Origin of the sequence: Nocardia abscessus (assembly GCF_015477775.1) — a bacterium.
Taxonomy (GTDB): Bacteria; Actinomycetota; Actinomycetes; order Mycobacteriales; family Mycobacteriaceae; genus Nocardia; species Nocardia abscessus_A.
The window spans coordinates 563,666-577,773 of sequence record NZ_JADLQO010000001.1; the positions used below are offsets into that span (position 1 = coordinate 563,666).

16 protein-coding genes are annotated in these 14,108 nt (G+C 68.5%); 6 read left to right on the forward strand and 10 right to left on the reverse strand.

Annotated features, from left to right (window positions below):
* Nucleotides 1–149 precede the first annotated feature (149 nt).
* Nucleotides 150–389, forward strand: a complete 240-nt coding sequence (locus tag IU450_RS02730) for a hypothetical protein (RefSeq protein WP_195148169.1) — start codon at nt 150–152, stop codon at nt 387–389.
* Between the two features lie 39 nt (nt 390–428).
* Here IU450_RS02730 and IU450_RS02735 read toward each other — a convergent pair whose 3' ends face one another.
* From IU450_RS02735 to IU450_RS02760, 6 genes are all read right to left on the reverse strand, one after another.
* Nucleotides 429–833, reverse strand: a complete 405-nt coding sequence (locus IU450_RS02735) for a nitroreductase family deazaflavin-dependent oxidoreductase (RefSeq protein ID WP_324197501.1) — start codon at nt 831–833, stop codon at nt 429–431.
* Nucleotides 834–930: 97 nt separating this feature from the next.
* On the reverse strand, nt 931–1,770 hold the full coding sequence (locus IU450_RS02740) for an alpha/beta fold hydrolase (protein ID WP_195148170.1): 840 nt from the start codon (nt 1,768–1,770) through the stop codon (nt 931–933).
* Nucleotides 1,771–1,802: 32 nt separating this feature from the next.
* Nucleotides 1,803–2,099, reverse strand: coding sequence for a hypothetical protein (locus IU450_RS02745; RefSeq protein WP_195148171.1), 297 nt, complete (start codon nt 2,097–2,099; stop codon nt 1,803–1,805).
* A 109-nt stretch (nt 2,100–2,208) separates the two neighbouring features.
* On the reverse strand, nt 2,209–2,934 hold the full coding sequence (locus IU450_RS02750; protein ID WP_195148172.1) for an amino acid ABC transporter ATP-binding protein: 726 nt from the start codon (nt 2,932–2,934) through the stop codon (nt 2,209–2,211).
* On the reverse strand, nt 2,935–4,731 hold the full coding sequence (locus IU450_RS02755) for an ABC transporter substrate-binding protein/permease (protein WP_195148173.1): 1,797 nt from the start codon (nt 4,729–4,731) through the stop codon (nt 2,935–2,937).
* Between the two features lie 149 nt (nt 4,732–4,880).
* Entirely contained in the window at nt 4,881–5,675 is a 795-nt protein-coding gene (locus IU450_RS02760) for an LLM class F420-dependent oxidoreductase (protein WP_195148174.1), read from the reverse strand.
* A gap of 126 nt (nt 5,676–5,801) precedes the next feature.
* On the opposite strand from IU450_RS02760, the gene IU450_RS02765 reads away from it, so the two are divergent.
* The 3 genes from IU450_RS02765 (at nt 5,802) to IU450_RS02775 (ending at nt 9,348) form a co-directional block, all read left to right on the forward strand.
* Nucleotides 5,802–7,061: a PucR family transcriptional regulator gene (locus IU450_RS02765; protein ID WP_195148175.1), complete on the forward strand. Its 1,260-nt coding sequence runs from the start codon at nt 5,802–5,804 to the stop codon at nt 7,059–7,061.
* A 123-nt stretch (nt 7,062–7,184) separates the two neighbouring features.
* Entirely contained in the window at nt 7,185–8,171 is a 987-nt protein-coding gene (locus IU450_RS02770; protein WP_195148176.1) for a phosphotriesterase family protein, read from the forward strand.
* Nucleotides 8,172–8,265: 94 nt separating this feature from the next.
* Nucleotides 8,266–9,348, forward strand: a complete 1,083-nt coding sequence (locus IU450_RS02775) for an ABC transporter ATP-binding protein (protein ID WP_195148177.1) — start codon at nt 8,266–8,268, stop codon at nt 9,346–9,348.
* Nucleotides 9,349–9,471: 123 nt separating this feature from the next.
* Here the strand turns inward: IU450_RS02775 and IU450_RS02780 are convergent, their stop codons facing one another.
* A complete protein-coding gene (locus IU450_RS02780; RefSeq protein ID WP_195148178.1) occupies nt 9,472–10,002 on the reverse strand; it encodes a winged helix-turn-helix transcriptional regulator in 531 nt (176 codons plus the stop codon).
* Nucleotides 10,003–10,101: 99 nt separating this feature from the next.
* Between IU450_RS02780 and IU450_RS02785 the strand changes: the two genes are divergently transcribed.
* The gene (locus IU450_RS02785; protein WP_195148179.1) at nt 10,102–11,271 is read left to right on the forward strand and encodes a thiolase family protein; all 1,170 of its coding nucleotides are present in this window, start codon (nt 10,102–10,104) and stop codon (nt 11,269–11,271) included.
* Between the two features lie 252 nt (nt 11,272–11,523).
* Here IU450_RS02785 and IU450_RS02790 read toward each other — a convergent pair whose 3' ends face one another.
* Both IU450_RS02790 and IU450_RS02795 read right to left on the reverse strand, forming a co-directional pair.
* Entirely contained in the window at nt 11,524–11,862 is a 339-nt protein-coding gene (locus IU450_RS02790; protein ID WP_195148180.1) for a hypothetical protein, read from the reverse strand.
* Nucleotides 11,863–11,906: 44 nt separating this feature from the next.
* Nucleotides 11,907–12,305, reverse strand: a complete 399-nt coding sequence (locus tag IU450_RS02795) for a hypothetical protein (protein WP_195148181.1) — start codon at nt 12,303–12,305, stop codon at nt 11,907–11,909.
* A 105-nt stretch (nt 12,306–12,410) separates the two neighbouring features.
* Here IU450_RS02795 and IU450_RS02800 point away from each other — a divergent pair, with 105 nt between their 5' ends.
* Nucleotides 12,411–13,376 (forward strand): o-succinylbenzoate synthase, encoded by a 966-nt coding sequence (locus IU450_RS02800; protein WP_195148182.1) that lies wholly within the window; start codon nt 12,411–12,413, stop codon nt 13,374–13,376.
* Between the two features lie 119 nt (nt 13,377–13,495).
* On the opposite strand, the gene IU450_RS02805 is transcribed toward IU450_RS02800, so the two are convergent.
* Nucleotides 13,496–14,008: a TIGR04338 family metallohydrolase gene (locus IU450_RS02805; RefSeq protein WP_195148183.1), complete on the reverse strand. Its 513-nt coding sequence runs from the start codon at nt 14,006–14,008 to the stop codon at nt 13,496–13,498.
* Nucleotides 14,009–14,108: the final 100 nt, after the last annotated feature.

Below are 14,108 nucleotides of genomic sequence, written 5' to 3' on the forward strand. Positions count from 1 at the left end.
AAACGGGTAACGCTACTCCTGCGCAAACCGACACTCAGCATCGAACGTATGGATAAGCTCGAACGCCGTCGGCCATTACGAGTTCTGAGCAGGAGACGTAGCTACACCAGTCGGATCACCGCCTCGACCGGCCTCTGAGGAGCCCATCAATGCGCTACTACGCCGTCTACGACAACGACGGAAACCTCGCCACCATCCTCGGACAACCTGACGACGCGCCGCCGCTGCGCCCCGCCGCCTTTCATCGGGGGCAACGGCTCACCGAATTGGCCCTACCGGAAGGGGCCCTCGACCCCACCGACCCGGACAACCTGAACGCCCTGCTCGACCTGGTCGCCGACCGCCGAGTCGACGCGACGACTTCCCGCACCGACACGGCTGCCCGCTGATCGGTCACCGGTCGGGTAGCGCGGTGCCGGACCGCATCCTCACGCCCGCGTGAGGGCGACCACCGGAATGACTCGGGCGGTGTTCATTTCGTGCTCGGCGAAGAACGGATAGGTGTTCTTCAGCATCGCCCAGGTGCCCGCACGGTCGTCGCCGGTCAGCGGGGTGGCCAGCGCCGGATAGGTCTCCTCGCCCACCTCGACGGTGACGTGCGGGTCTTTCCGCAGGTTCAGGTACCAGTCGGGGTGTCTGGGTGCGCCGATGTTGGAAGCGACGATCAACAGCCGGTCGCCGTCACGGTGGAACATCATCGGAGTGGTGTAGGGGGCGCCGGTGCTGCGGCCGGTCGTGGTCAGCAAGATCAGGCGGTCGCGCTGCATGCCGTCGATCTCGCCGCCCGCTCGGAACTGCGCGATGGTTCGCCGATTGATTTCCTTGACGTCCACGGTTCACCTCCCTCGGATGTGTGGACGAGCCTCAGCTTTCTCTCTGCTCGCACACCCTGTCCGGGAAACGCCGGGATCGGCGGCGGCGCCGACGCATTCAGTCGCGATGGGAGAGCAGGTGCTGGATCAGCAGCCGGGTGAGCGCCTCGGGCGCCTCCTCCGGGATCCAATGCGAGACGTCCTCGAGCATCTCGAATCGGTACGGGCCGGATACGTATTTCTGGGTGGCCAGCGCCGCGGTGGATCCGACGGTCGCGTCCTCGGTCCCCCACACGTACAGGGTGGGAACGTCCACCGGGCCGATCGGACCCGCGAGACGCATGCCGCGGTACCAGTTCAGCGCCGCGGTGAGCGCACCGGGCTCGGCCAGCCTGCGCGCATAGTCCTCGACGCGTTCCTCCGGAACCTTCCACTCGAAGATCCGGCGCAGCGCGGCCCCGTCGTCGGCGAGCAAGATCCGCTCCGCGGTACGCGGCTCACGCAGCGTGGTCAGGTGGTGCGAGCGCTGCGCTTGGTCCTCGTCCTCGGCCATCGCCTGCGCGAGCGCGGCGGGATGCGGATGCGACACCGCGCTGAAGGTGCGGACCCGCTCCGGCAGCTCCGCGGCCACCGCCCACCCGACCATCGCCCCGCAGTCGTGGCCGATCAGGTCGAAGCGCTCCCACCCCAGCGCGTCGGCGATCGCCACCACGTCGCCGACCAACTCCTCGAGCCGGTACTCGGCGGCCCGCTCGGGCCGCACTCCCGGTGAATATCCGCGCTGGTCGGGTGCGACGGCACGGCAACCGCCGCCGCCCAGCACGCCGAGCTGGAACTCCCACTCGCGCGCGCCCTGCGGAAACCCGTGCAGCAACAGCACCTCACGGTCGCCGGGAGCCCCGGCGGCCAGTACGTCGAAGGCGCCCGCCCCGGTGCGAATCTCGAGTTCTTCGATCACCCGCTCGACTCTAGAACCGGGTACCGACGCGATCAGTGCTCGTCGAAGTGTCCGTCGTGGGCGGCGTGGCGGTGTCCGTCGTGCAGGTAGTCGACGTGGTCGCCGTGCTGGACGGCCTCGTGGCCGCAGTTGGGACCGTGCTGATGCGGATGATCGGCGCACTCGGTGTGCCCCGCCCGCTCGCATTCGTCGTAGTGCCCCTGGTGTTCGCGGTGCAGATGACCATCGTGGGCGTAGTCGATGTGATCGCCGTGCTGGAACGCCGCGTGCCCGCAGTCCGGGCCGTGCACATGGTCGTGGCCGGTGTGCTGCGCGTGTGCTGTGGTCATCGAGTTTCCCTCTTTCCTTGATCGGATAGCTGGAATCGTGATGATCGATACATTAGCAGATGCGCATCAATCGAGATTGCCCTGCGTGTGCTGGACTGTCCCCCGCGGTTCAGAGCACCTGGGAGAGGAACCTCTGCAAGCGCGGCGTCCGCGCGTCGTCGAACAAAGCGTCCGGCGTGCCGGTCTCCACGACCTGCCCTTGGTCCATGAACACCACGCTGTCGGACACCGAGCGGGCGAAGCCCATCTCATGGGTCACCACGACCATCGACATGCCACCGGAGGCGAGGTCGGCCATCAGCGCGAGCACCCCCTTCACCAACTCGGGGTCCAGCGCCGAGGTGGCCTCGTCGAAGAACATGATCTCCGGCTGCATCGCCAACGCCCGCGCGATGGCGACGCGCTGCTGCTGCCCTCCGGACAGGTTGGCCGGCCGGGTGTCGGCCTTGTCCGCCAGACCGACGATCTCCAACTGCTCGACGGCCAGCGCCCGCGCCCGATCCTTGCTCAGCCCACGCAGCTTGCGCGGACCCAGCGCGACGTTCTCCGCGACGGTCTTGTGCGGGAACAAGTTGAAGTGCTGGAACACCATGCCGATGCGCTGGCGCAGCCGGTCCGGATTCTCGGTGAGCACGGACTTGCCGTCCAGCAGCACGTCGCCCTGGTCCGGCTCGTACAGCCGGTTCAGCACCCGCAGCAGGGTCGATTTACCCGAGCCGGACGGCCCGATGACGGTGGCGGTCTTGCCCGCGTCGACGTGGATGTCGATCCCGCGCAGCACGTGATTGTGCCCCAGCGTCAAATGCAGTCCGGTACCGGTGAGGGAGGCACTCATCTATCCGCGCCCTTCCGTGATCGTGGCCGCCTCGACCTGGTCGATCGGCCGGTCCGGCCGGCCGGTCCGCATCCGGCGGTCGATGTAGTTCACCAGGTGGGTGAGCGGGATGGTGAGGATCAAATAGACCAGTCCGGCGGCCACCAGCGGCGACAGATTCCCGGTCTGCGCGTTGAGATCGCGGCCGACGGCGAACAGCTCGCGCTGGGTGGCGAGCAGGCCGAGGAAGTAGATCAGCGACGAGTCCTTGATCAGCGCGATGAACTGGTTCATCAGCGCCGGCAGCACCCGGCGCACGCCTTGCGGGATCACCACCAGCGTCATCGCCTGGCGGTAACCGAAACCGATCGCGCGCGCCGCCTCCAGCTGCCCGGCCTCGACCGATTGGATGCCGGAGCGGAAGATCTCGCCGATATAGGCCGACGCGAGCAATGCCAGCGCCACCGCACCGAGCCAATACGGGTTGTTGCCGGTGAGGTTGCGCACCACCGGGCCGACCCCGAGACCGATCAGCAGGATGATCACCACGGCGGGCAAGCCGCGGAAGATATCGGTGTACACCCTTGCCGGCCAGCGTAACCAGCGGGTCCGTGAGATCCCGGCGACCGCGAGCAGCATGCCGAGGACGGTGCCGAGCGCACCCGAGACCACCGCGAGGATCAAGGTATTCGGCAGACCGGTCTTGAACAGGTCAGGGAATGCCTTGCGGTACAGCGACCAGTCGAAGAACGTGTCCTTCAACTGCTGCACGGTGGATTTCGGCGCGTTCTGCTCCGACTCGCCCGTTTGCTTGCCCGCGGCCAGCGCGGCGAAGTCCGGCAGCTGCGGGGCGGGCGCGGCCTTGGAGCCCGGCTTCCAGCCCGGCGGCAGCTGCCGGGGCACCCACTGGGCGTAGAGCTCGGCGTAGGTGCCGTCCGCGATCACCGCGTCCAGACCGCTGTTGAGCGCGTCGATGAGCGGCTGGTTGTTCTTGGCGACCGCGTAGCCGACGAAGTTGTCCAGGCTGAAGGTGTTCTGCGACACCGATGTTCCGTCACCCGGCTTGATCGCGCCTTCCGCTTGAGCGGACGGGGCGACCCAGGCGTCCACCTGGCCGGACTTCAGGTTGGCGTAGGCGGTGTTGTAGTCCGGGAACTTCACCGGGTCCAGCCGCAGCTGGTTCACCACGAATTCGTCCTGCACCGTGCCCTGCACCACGGCGATGCGAGTGCCCCGGTTCAGGTCGGAAAACCCTTTGATCGGACTGCCGTTCGGCACGACCAGGGAGAAATAGCCGAAGTCGTAGCCATTGGTGAAGCCGACCAGCTGGCGGCGCGCGTCCGTAGTGGTGATGTTGGACGAACCCACGTCGAAACGGCCACCGGACACCTGGGCGAGCAGCCCGGCGAACTCGGTGCCGGAGAACTCCACCTGGAGGCCGAGCTTGGCGGCGATCACCTTCAGCAGCTCGTTGTCGAAGCCGGTGAACGTGCCCTGCTGGTCGACGCAGATGCTCGGCGGGGCGTCGGAGAGCGTGCCGACGCTGAGCTTGCCGGGGGTGATCAAGCCGAGCTTCGAGACGTCGATCGATGCCGGCGCCGCGGTGGTCGCGGTGGTGTAGCGGTCGCTGCCCGCGGCGGCCGATTCGGCCAGGTTGGTGGGTGCGGCGGAGGCGGCGGCCAGGCCGGGCGGTGCGCAGAGGTTGCGCTCGGTGGCCGCGTCGTCGGAGCCGGTACCGCACGCCGTCGCGCTGAGACCGACGGCAAGCAATAGCACGGCGATCAACGCACGAGACCGCACAGCGGGCAGAACAGCCATGACGGACAACCCTAGCCGCGAGAATCTGCTAATTCACAGCTACCCCGAGGCGGGCGGCCCGCGCGGCCATGCCCGGCCTGCGGTCGAGATTTCGATCAGCCTGATCCTAATTCCGCGCCATGGTGCGACGGCCGCCAGGCAATCCCGGCTCAGGCCAGTCCGCTGACCGGCTCCGGGTTGACCTCGTCGCGCCACCGGACGGCCGTCGCGACCTCGCTCAGGTCGTAGTCCGGCCCGCTGACCCCGATGGTGAAGGTCGTCACGCCCGCCTCGACGAAGGCCGGGGCCTTCGCCAGGCCCGGCCACTGCACCGAGCGCTCGATGCGCGCCTGGTCGGTACCGACGGCGGCGCAGTGCTCGGCGAGCACCTTGTTCTTGTGCGCGAGCACGTCCAGGTCGGCGAAGGTGTGCCACATGTCGGCGTACTGCGCGACCAACCGCAACGTCTTCTTCTCGCCACCTCCGCCGATCAGGATCGGAAGGTCGCGGGTGGGCCGCGGATTCAGCTTCGGCAGCCGGGCGCTGATCCGGGCCAGGTTCTCCTTCAGCAGCTCGAGCCTGCTGCCCGGCGTGCCGAAGTCGTAGCCGTACTCGTCGTAGTCCTTCTGGAACCAGCCCGCGCCGATACCGAGGATGAGCCGGCCGCCGCTGATGTGGTCGACGGTGCGCGCCATATCGGCCAGCAGGTCGGGATTGCGGTAACCGCCACCGGTGACCAGCGCGCCGATCTCCACCCGCTCGGTCTGCTCGGCGAACGCGCCCAGCATCGTCCAGCACTCGAAGTGCGCACCGTCGGGGTCTCCCGTGAGCGGGTAGAAGTGATCCCAGTTGAACACGATGTCGACACCCGCGTCCTCACAGCGCAGCACGGCGTCGCGGATGAGCCCGTATTCCGGCGCGTGCTGCGGCTGCAGCTGAACTCCGATACGAACTGGACGACTCATGACATGCTCCTCGTCGCTCGGCCTGCCCCCGCTCCGAGGCTACCGGCGCGGTCGGATGCCCGCAGGTAGCCGCTCGGTGCGAGCTAGGTTGGGGCGCGTGCCGAGGTGGCGGATGGAGGTGTCGGTGTGGCCGACGGCGACGACGAGGTGGTTCGCGCGGTCGTCTCGGCGATCCTGCGCGATCGCGACCAGCTGATCGCCGAGCTGTCGGCGGTCATCCGCGCGCAGGTGACCGCGCTCGACCTGGACGCCCGCCTGCGGGGCTTGTTCGAAGCGGGCACCACCGACAACCTGATGGCGGTGCTCGACTTCGTACAGAACGACGCCGCCGAGCACGACGTGCACGCCCCGGCCCGGGCGCTGGTGTACGCGCGCACGCTCGCCCAGCGTGACGTACCGCTGTCGGCGTTGATTCGCGCGTACCGCGTCGGACACGCCGGTTTCCTCGAACTCGCGATGCGCTACGCGGTGGACCTGGGCGGTTCCGGCAGCGCGGCGGCCATCATCCGGCTCGTCAATCGCAGCGCCGTGTACATCGACCAGGTGTGCGAGCACGTCGGCGTGGCCTACGAACAGGAGCGCGACCGGTGGGTGGGCAGTCGCAGCGGGCTGCGGCAGGAGTGGGTGGCACGGGTACTCGACGGCACGGTCGAAGACATCGGCCAGGCCGAGCGAGTGCTGCGCTATCCCCTGACCGGGCGCCACGTCGCGGTGAATGCCTGGACCGATCCGCATATCTCGGCGCGAGCCGCGGTGGACGTCCTCGATGCCGTTCGGGCGGCGCTGGTCCCGCTGTTCGGCAACCCGCGCAGGGCGTTGCTGGTGCCGACCGACGAACGCGAAGTCCGGCTGTGGTTCGCCATTTCCCGTGACACGAAGATCGACGTCGACGCCGTCGAGCGCGCGCTGTCGGCCTTGTCGCTACCGGCGCGGGTCGCGATCGGCGGGTGCGGCGCGGGCGTCGCGGGATTCCGTCGAAGCCTGCGCCGAGCCGACCGGGTACGCGAACTCGTGCTGCTCGCCGGACCGGAGGCGCCGCGGGCGGTGTCGCACGACCAGGTGGCGGCCATCGCGCTGCTGGGCGGCGACATCGATGAACTGCGCCACTACGTGGCCGATTACCTGGGTGCACTCGCCACCGACACCCAGCGCAATCTCTGGCTGCGCGAAACCCTGCGCGTCTTCATTGCCAACAACCGCGGTTACGCCGCGGCCGCGCAGGAACTTGCCGTGCACCGCAACACCGTTCAGTACCGAGTGGCGCAGGCGCTCGACCTGATCGGCCACGCCTTCGACGATCACGACCGCACGCTGCACCTGCACCTGGCGTTGGAAGCCGCGCGCTGGCTGGGGCCCGCGGTGCTGCGGCCGGGCCCGTCGGTCTGAGCAACCGATTGTGCGCTCCGCACGAAAGTTGTACGAAGTTTCAGCCTCGCCGAATATGGCCCACCTCACATTCCGGTTCGTAGCATTCCCCCGAATGTGGAGCTCAGATGAGGAGAAACCGCTGTGGCACAGCTGGAAACCGCGCGCGGCCCGATCGACACCGCTGATATCGGAGTGACATTGATGCACGAGCACGTTTTCGTGCTCACGGGGGACATCCAGCAGAACTATCCGGCCGAATGGGGGTCCGAGGACGAACGCGTCGCCGACGCCGTACGGCGGTTGCGCGTCGCGTACGACGCTGGTGTGCGCACGGTCGTCGACCTCACGGTGGTCGGGCTGGGCCGCTACATCCCGCGGATTCAGCGGATCGCCGAGCAGTTGCCGCTGAACCTGGTGGTGGCCACCGGGGTCTACACCTACGGCGACGTCCCGTTCTTCTTCCACTACCGTGGCCCCGCCTTGAACGAGATCGTCGGCGCGCAGGTCCCCGACCCGATGGTCGACATGTTCGTCGGCGACATCCGCGACGGCATCGCCGGCACCGGGGTGAAGGCGGGGATGCTCAAATGCGCCATCGACCGGCAAGGGCTGACTCCGGGCGTCGAACGGGTGATGCGCGCGGTCGCCGCAGCCCATCTCGAGACCGGCGTCCCGATCACCGTGCACACTCATCCGGAGTCCCGCACCGGGCTCGACGTGAAGCGCGTGATGTGCGACGAGGAAGGCGTCGATCCCGGCCGCATCGTGCTCGGTCACAGCGGCGACACCACCGATTGCGATCACCTCGCCGAACTCGCCGACGCCGGATTCGTGCTCGGCATGGACCGCTTCGGCATCAACCTCGACACCACCTTCGAAGCCCGTGCGGACACCCTGATCGAAATGGTGCGCCGCGGCTACACCGACCGGATGGTGCTCTCCCAGGACGCGAGCTGCTACCTCGACTGGATCGAGCCGGCCGCCATGGCCGCCCTGCCGCAGTGGCACTACACCCATCTGTTCGACGACGTGTTTCCCTACGCGCTACGACAGGGCGTCACCGAGGAGCAGATCGACACCATGCTCGTCGAAGTCCCGCGCGCGTTCTTCGAGGTTCGAACACGCTGACGTGGCTCATCCTCGCCCGGCCGGATAGGATCGCCGCTCAACCCTTACTCGGATCGTCCGGCACGTTCCTGCCGGGATGGGATGTGAATTCGGCATGGCCACGGTGACCTTCGACAACGCGACGCGGCTCTACTCCGGCTCCGCCAAACCCGCGGTGGATCGGTTGAATCTGGAGATCGAGGACGGCGAGTTCCTCGTGCTGGTCGGCCCGTCCGGCTGCGGAAAATCGACCTCGCTGCGCATGCTCGCCGGACTGGAGGAAGTCAACGGCGGCCGCATCCTGATCGGCGACAACGATGTGACGCACGCCGAGCCGAAGGAACGCGATATCGCCATGGTGTTCCAGAACTACGCGCTCTATCCGCACATGACCGTCGCGGAGAACATGGGCTTCGCGCTGAAACTGGCCAAGGTCGCCAAGGCGGAGAAGCAGAAGCGGGTCCTGGAGGCCGCCAAACTGCTCGACCTGGAGCCCTACCTGGATCGCAAACCGAAGGCGCTGTCCGGCGGTCAGCGCCAGCGGGTCGCGATGGGCCGCGCCATCGTGCGCCAGCCGCAGGTGTTCCTGATGGACGAGCCGCTGTCCAACCTGGACGCCAAGCTGCGCGTGCAGACCCGCACGCAGATCGCCCAGTTGCAGCGCAGGCTCGCCACCACGACGGTGTACGTCACCCACGACCAAGTCGAGGCGATGACCATGGGTGATCGCGTCGCGGTGCTGAAGGACGGTCTGCTCCAGCAGTGCGCCACGCCGCGCGACCTCTACCGCGATCCGGCCAACGTGTTCGTCGCGGGTTTCATGGGCTCACCGGCCATGAACCTGTTCACGCTCCCCGTGGCCGATGGCCGGGTGGAACTGGGCGGGCACGCACTCGCGCTGCCGCGGACGGTCGCGGATGCCGCGGGGGCCACCGTGACGGTCGGCATCCGGCCGGAGCACTTCGAGCTCGGCGAAGGCTCCGGCATCGAGATGGAGGTGGACGTGGTGGAGGAACTCGGTTCCGACGCCTACATCTACGGCCGCACCGTCGCCGAGGGCGCGACCAACGGCGCCGGGGAAACCATTGTGGCGCGCGCGGATTGGCGCAACCCGCCGGCGAAGGGTACGCGCCTGCGGCTGTCCACCGACGCCGAGCACATCTACTTCTTCAGCACCGACGGGAGCAGGCTCAACTAGCTCACCGCCGGGCCGGCGCGCCGATGGCGCTGAGCTCGGCGGTCTCGCCGCCCGCACTCCGGCCGGGGTGCGCCGCGGCTCGGCGCCTGCGTCCGGCTCGCGCCGTGCGCGGGCCCGGCGCGATCAGTCCGTCGCGTTCGATCGGCGGCGTTCGCGCCGCCGGTGCCCATACTCCTCGTTGAGCCGCACGCCCAGTTCCTCCAGTTCGATCTCGCGGCCGGATGCGCTGCGCACCTGCACCCGCACCGGAGCGCCGGTCGCCTCCTCGACCAAGAGCAGCGGCGCGGGGCCCGGTTGCAGGTAGGCGTCACCCCACTGCATGAGCGCGAGCACGGCGGGCAGCAGATCCCGTCCCATCCGGGTGAGCACGTATTCGTGCCGGGTGCGTTTGCCTTCCTCCTGGTAGGGCTGTTTCGTCAGCAAGCCCGCCTCGGTGAGCTTGCGCAACTGCGCCGCGGCGGCCGCGTCGGTGATGCCGACCCGGCTGGCGAACCCGTCGAAGCGTCGGGTCCCGTAGTACGCCTCGCGCAGGATGAGCACCGCCGAGCGCGTGCCGACGATGTCCATCGCCTTCGCGATCGAGCATTCATCGGCCTTCCACGCGCTGAGATCGGCCAACGGTCCTTCCATCACGGCTGCCATGACGAACATCATACCGATGCTGACTTGCCTCAACTATTGTCAGATGTAATCTGACTATGTGTTGATAGAGCCAGGCATGGCGGCCGGGCTCTCGGTCCGGAAGGAAGCACCATGAGAGACGCGGTGATCGTCGAAGCGGTACGCACCCCGATCGGCAAAGGCAAGCCGAACGGCGCACTGCACAATGTCAACGCGGTGGATCTGCTTGCCCACAGCCTGCGCGAGGTGGTGGAGCGCAGCGGGATCGATCCCGCCCTCATCGACGACGTGATCGGCGGCGTCGTCACCCAATTCGGCGAGCAGGGCGCGAATATGACCAGGCGGGCCGCGCTGGCCGCCGGATACCCCGAATCCGTTCCCGCCACCACCGTCGACCGGCAGTGCGGCAGCAGCCAGCAGGCGATCCACTTCGCCGCGCAAGGCGTGATCGCGGGCGCCTACGACATCGTGGTCGCCGCGGGCGTGGAGTCGATGGGCCGGATTCCCATGGGCGCCAATCTGGTCGGCTCGGACGACATCTCCGGCGTCGGTTTCACCGAGCGATACCCGGAGGGCTTGGTGTCGCAGGGCATCAGCGCCGAGCTGATCGCGGCCGAGTGGGGGCTCACCCGTACCCAACTGGACGAGTTCGCGCTCGCCAGCCACGAGAAAGCGGCACTCGCCACCAAGAACGGCTTGTTCGCCAAGGAACTCGCGCCGATCAACGGACTCGCCACCGACGAGGGCATCCGGGTCGGCAGCACGCTGGAGACCCTGGGCGCACTCCGTCCCGCCTACTACGATCCGGCCATGGCCGCCCGCTTCCCGCAGATCGGCTGGGCGATCACGGCGGCGACGGCCAGCCAGGTCAGCGACGGCAGCGCGGCGGTGCTCATCATGACCAGCGAGCGCGCGAAGGAACTCGGCTTACGACCGCTGGCCCGGCTGCACAGCTTCGCGGTGGCCGGTGACGACCCGTTGCTGATGCTCACCGCCGTGATCCCGGCGACCGCCAAGGTGTTGCGGCGCGCCGGTTTGCAGCTGTCCGACATCGATCTGATCGAGATCAACGAGGCCTTCTCGCCGGTGGTGCTGGCCTGGGCGCAGGACACCGGCGCGGATCTGGCGAAGGTCAACGTCAACGGCGGCGCGATCGCCATCGGCCACCCGCTCGGCGCGTCCGGCGCACGCCTGATGACCACGCTGGTACACGCCATGCAGGAACGCGGCGCCCGCTACGGCCTGCAAACCATGTGCGAAGCAGGCGGATTGGCGAACGCCACCATCATCGAAAGGTTGTGATCCCGACGCCACCGGCGTGTGTTCGTCGAGCTCCCAGACGAACACATGACGGACGGCGGGCATCAGCACACCGAGTACTACGAGGACTTCGGCTATCTGCGGAAGGGTTCGGCGCCTCTGGTGCTCAACAGTCCGCACGGGGGCATGCCGCAGCCGTAGAGCCACCCGGGGCCGCTCCGCGCTTCCCCGGGGCGGTCAGGTTTTCGAGGTGCGAGCTGGGCGGTGAACACGCCGCGACGAAGTCGCGGCCGATCAAAGCGACACGAGCACCACCGCGATCAGAAGGCCGACCAACCACGACTCGATGATCAAAGGGACTGCGATGAGCGGAGTCCAGGCGATCGGCCTTTTGTCGCGTACTCTCTCCAGCACCGCGGCGACCGCCGCGAGCACCGACGCCGCGATGCCGGTCCACGCGATGACCTGTGCCCACGGCAGATACTCGACGCCGCGGCCGTCGCGGCCGTCGCGCGCGAGCACTTCGTAGAGCGGGACGAAAGAGGCGATCAGCCAGCCGAATCCGAGGACGATCACCGAACCCAGCGCCACGCGCAAGGCATCGGTCATTCGCCGCCGGAACCGCCACGCCATACCTTCAGCATGACCGCAGCGAGGCCGTCCGGCATTTCGACGGATCAGGCTCCCGGGTAGACCTCGGACGCGAGCGCGAGGCCGCCGCAGAACGAGGCGATGATCAGCGCCATCGCCAGCACCGGCCAGTACCACATGTACCAGCGCTTGACGGCGGCCAGGATGAGCATCCCGGTCGCGCCGACGATCGCGAACGCGGTCCCGCCCCACGACACCGCGAAGGCCCAGCCCAAGTAGTCGGTGCGGCAGTTGTCCGGCCCACACGGATCGGTGGCGAAGGCGAAGAAAACGGTGAAGTAGGCGGCGGCCAGGCCGAGCACGGCCGCGACGCAATACAGCACGACGGCGAGCACGACGTCCCAAGTCCGCACCGGCCGCTGCCCCACGGGCCCCGTGGGCGTGCCGTAGGGCGGCCAGGGCTGTGCGGTACCGGTCTGGATCATGCCTCGACGATCCCGCTCCGGCCGCCATCCCGACTCCGGGAAACTACTCGAGTCCGCATGCGCAATCCCCCGATCGGTTGCGGCGGCCGAATAAGCTGGGCGGCGATGAGCGACTCCGCAGAGCAGAACGTCGTCTACGCCATCCCGATGCGCACCCGTTTCCGTGGCATCACGGTGCGCGAGGGAATGCTGATCCAGGGACCGCTCGGGTGGGGCGAGTTCTGTCCGTTCCCCGAGTACGACGACCGGGAGTCCGCCGCCTGGCTGGCCACCGCCATGGAGCAAGTGACGACAGGCTGGCCCGAACCGGTGCGGGATCGCATTCCGATCAATTGCACCGTGCCCGCCGTCGAGGCGGAGCAGGCGCACGCGATCGTCGCTCGATCCGGCTGCCGCACCGCCAAGGTGAAGGTCGCCGACCACCCCGAATCGCTCGCGGAGGATCTGGCCAGGGTGGAGGCGGTGCGCGACGCGCTCGGCCCGAACGGCGCGATCCGGGTCGATGCCAACGCGGTCTGGGATGTCGACACCGCCGTGCGCCACATCGAGCGCATCGACAAGGCCGCGGGCGGCTTGGAGTACGTCGAACAGCCGTGCCGGACCATCGAGGAACTCGCCGCGGTGCGCCGCCGCGTGAACGTGCGCATCGCCGCCGACGAATCCATCCGCCGGGCCGAGGACCCGCTGCGAGTCGCGGTCGCCGGTGCCGCCGACATCGCCGTCCTCAAGTGCACGCCGCTCGGCGGCGTCCGCCGCGCCCTCCAGGTAGCGGAGGCGGCGGGACTGCCCTGCGTGGTGTCCTCCGCCTTGGAGACCAGCGTCGGCCTCGCCGCGCAACTGGCTCTGGCGGGCGCGCTCCCGGAACTCGACTTCGCCTGCGGTCTCGGCACTTTGAGCCTGCTCACCGGCGACGTGACGCCGGGCTCCCTGCGCCCGTCGGACGGTTATCTCCCGGTCCTGCGCACCCCGCCCGCACCGGACCCGGACCTGCTGGAACGCCACCGCCACCCCGACCCCGAACGTACCGAGTGGTGGCAGGAGCGGCTGGCCCGCGTCACCGCCCTGCTCTGACAGCCCGGCGCCGTAGCGCGCGGACCGCTGCCATCCGCACCGGCAACCGCACGCGCGGCACTCCATCGCGATAGACCACGCCGCAACCGGCGGCACTGCCGCGCGTACATATCGGCAACTCACCCGATCCGAACACCACAGCCCAGCATGGTGGTGCGCAAGAGCAACGCCGCCTCGGGACCGACGACGCCGTCGACCAGTTCCAGATATCGATCGCAGAATTCCGGGCCGTGCGCGGCCACCGATCCGGGCGCGGGCTCCAGGTGATGCGCGAGTTCGTGCAGGATCACCAGTTCCCGCAGCGCCCAGGCGGTGCCGCCGGTGTGCAACGGAACCGCGAGGACGGCCTCGGCCGCCTCGTAGTGCGCCGCCGTGGTCCCGACGCGCGAGCGAACGCGCACCGAGACGGCGGCCCGATCCCAGCGCGCCCGTACCCAATTGAGGCCCAGCACCTTGTCCGTATAACTCTGTACGGATTCCACTGACGCGAAGCGGCGCTCGATCGGCAGTGTGAGATGCGAACCGTAGAGCTCGACGGTGCGCGTTCCGTGCTCGTCGGCGCGATCGAACACCCCGCGCACCAACTGCTCGGCGTCGTACACCTTGGCGCGCTGACCATCGCGCACCGTCATCGCCGCGACGCCGATCGCACCGCGGCGAGGACCGGCCGGCTGTCGACCCGCGCCGCCACGACGGCCGGCCGGACCCGGTCGTGGCGACCCACCCGCACCG

What these genes read in the sequence shown, in the direction of transcription:
- IU450_RS02730 (WP_195148169.1), top strand. Translation starts at nt 150, where the DNA reads ATGCGCTACTACGCCGTCTACGACAACGACGGAAACCTCGCCACCATC.
- IU450_RS02745 (WP_195148171.1), bottom strand. Translation starts at nt 2,099, where the DNA reads ATGACCACAGCACACGCGCAGCACACCGGCCACGACCATGTGCACGGC.
- IU450_RS02750 (WP_195148172.1), bottom strand. Translation starts at nt 2,934, where the DNA reads ATGAGTGCCTCCCTCACCGGTACCGGACTGCATTTGACGCTGGGGCAC.
- IU450_RS02755 (WP_195148173.1), bottom strand. Translation starts at nt 4,731, where the DNA reads ATGGCTGTTCTGCCCGCTGTGCGGTCTCGTGCGTTGATCGCCGTGCTA.
- IU450_RS02760 (WP_195148174.1), bottom strand. Translation starts at nt 5,675, where the DNA reads ATGAGTCGTCCAGTTCGTATCGGAGTTCAGCTGCAGCCGCAGCACGCG.
- IU450_RS02775 (WP_195148177.1), top strand. Translation starts at nt 8,266, where the DNA reads ATGGCCACGGTGACCTTCGACAACGCGACGCGGCTCTACTCCGGCTCC.
- IU450_RS02780 (WP_195148178.1), bottom strand. Translation starts at nt 10,002, where the DNA reads ATGATGTTCGTCATGGCAGCCGTGATGGAAGGACCGTTGGCCGATCTC.
- IU450_RS02785 (WP_195148179.1), top strand. Translation starts at nt 10,102, where the DNA reads ATGAGAGACGCGGTGATCGTCGAAGCGGTACGCACCCCGATCGGCAAA.
- IU450_RS02790 (WP_195148180.1), bottom strand. Translation starts at nt 11,862, where the DNA reads ATGGCGTGGCGGTTCCGGCGGCGAATGACCGATGCCTTGCGCGTGGCG.
- IU450_RS02795 (WP_195148181.1), bottom strand. Translation starts at nt 12,305, where the DNA reads ATGATCCAGACCGGTACCGCACAGCCCTGGCCGCCCTACGGCACGCCC.
- IU450_RS02800 (WP_195148182.1), top strand. Translation starts at nt 12,411, where the DNA reads ATGAGCGACTCCGCAGAGCAGAACGTCGTCTACGCCATCCCGATGCGC.
- IU450_RS02805 (WP_195148183.1), bottom strand. Translation starts at nt 14,008, where the DNA reads ATGACGGTGCGCGATGGTCAGCGCGCCAAGGTGTACGACGCCGAGCAG.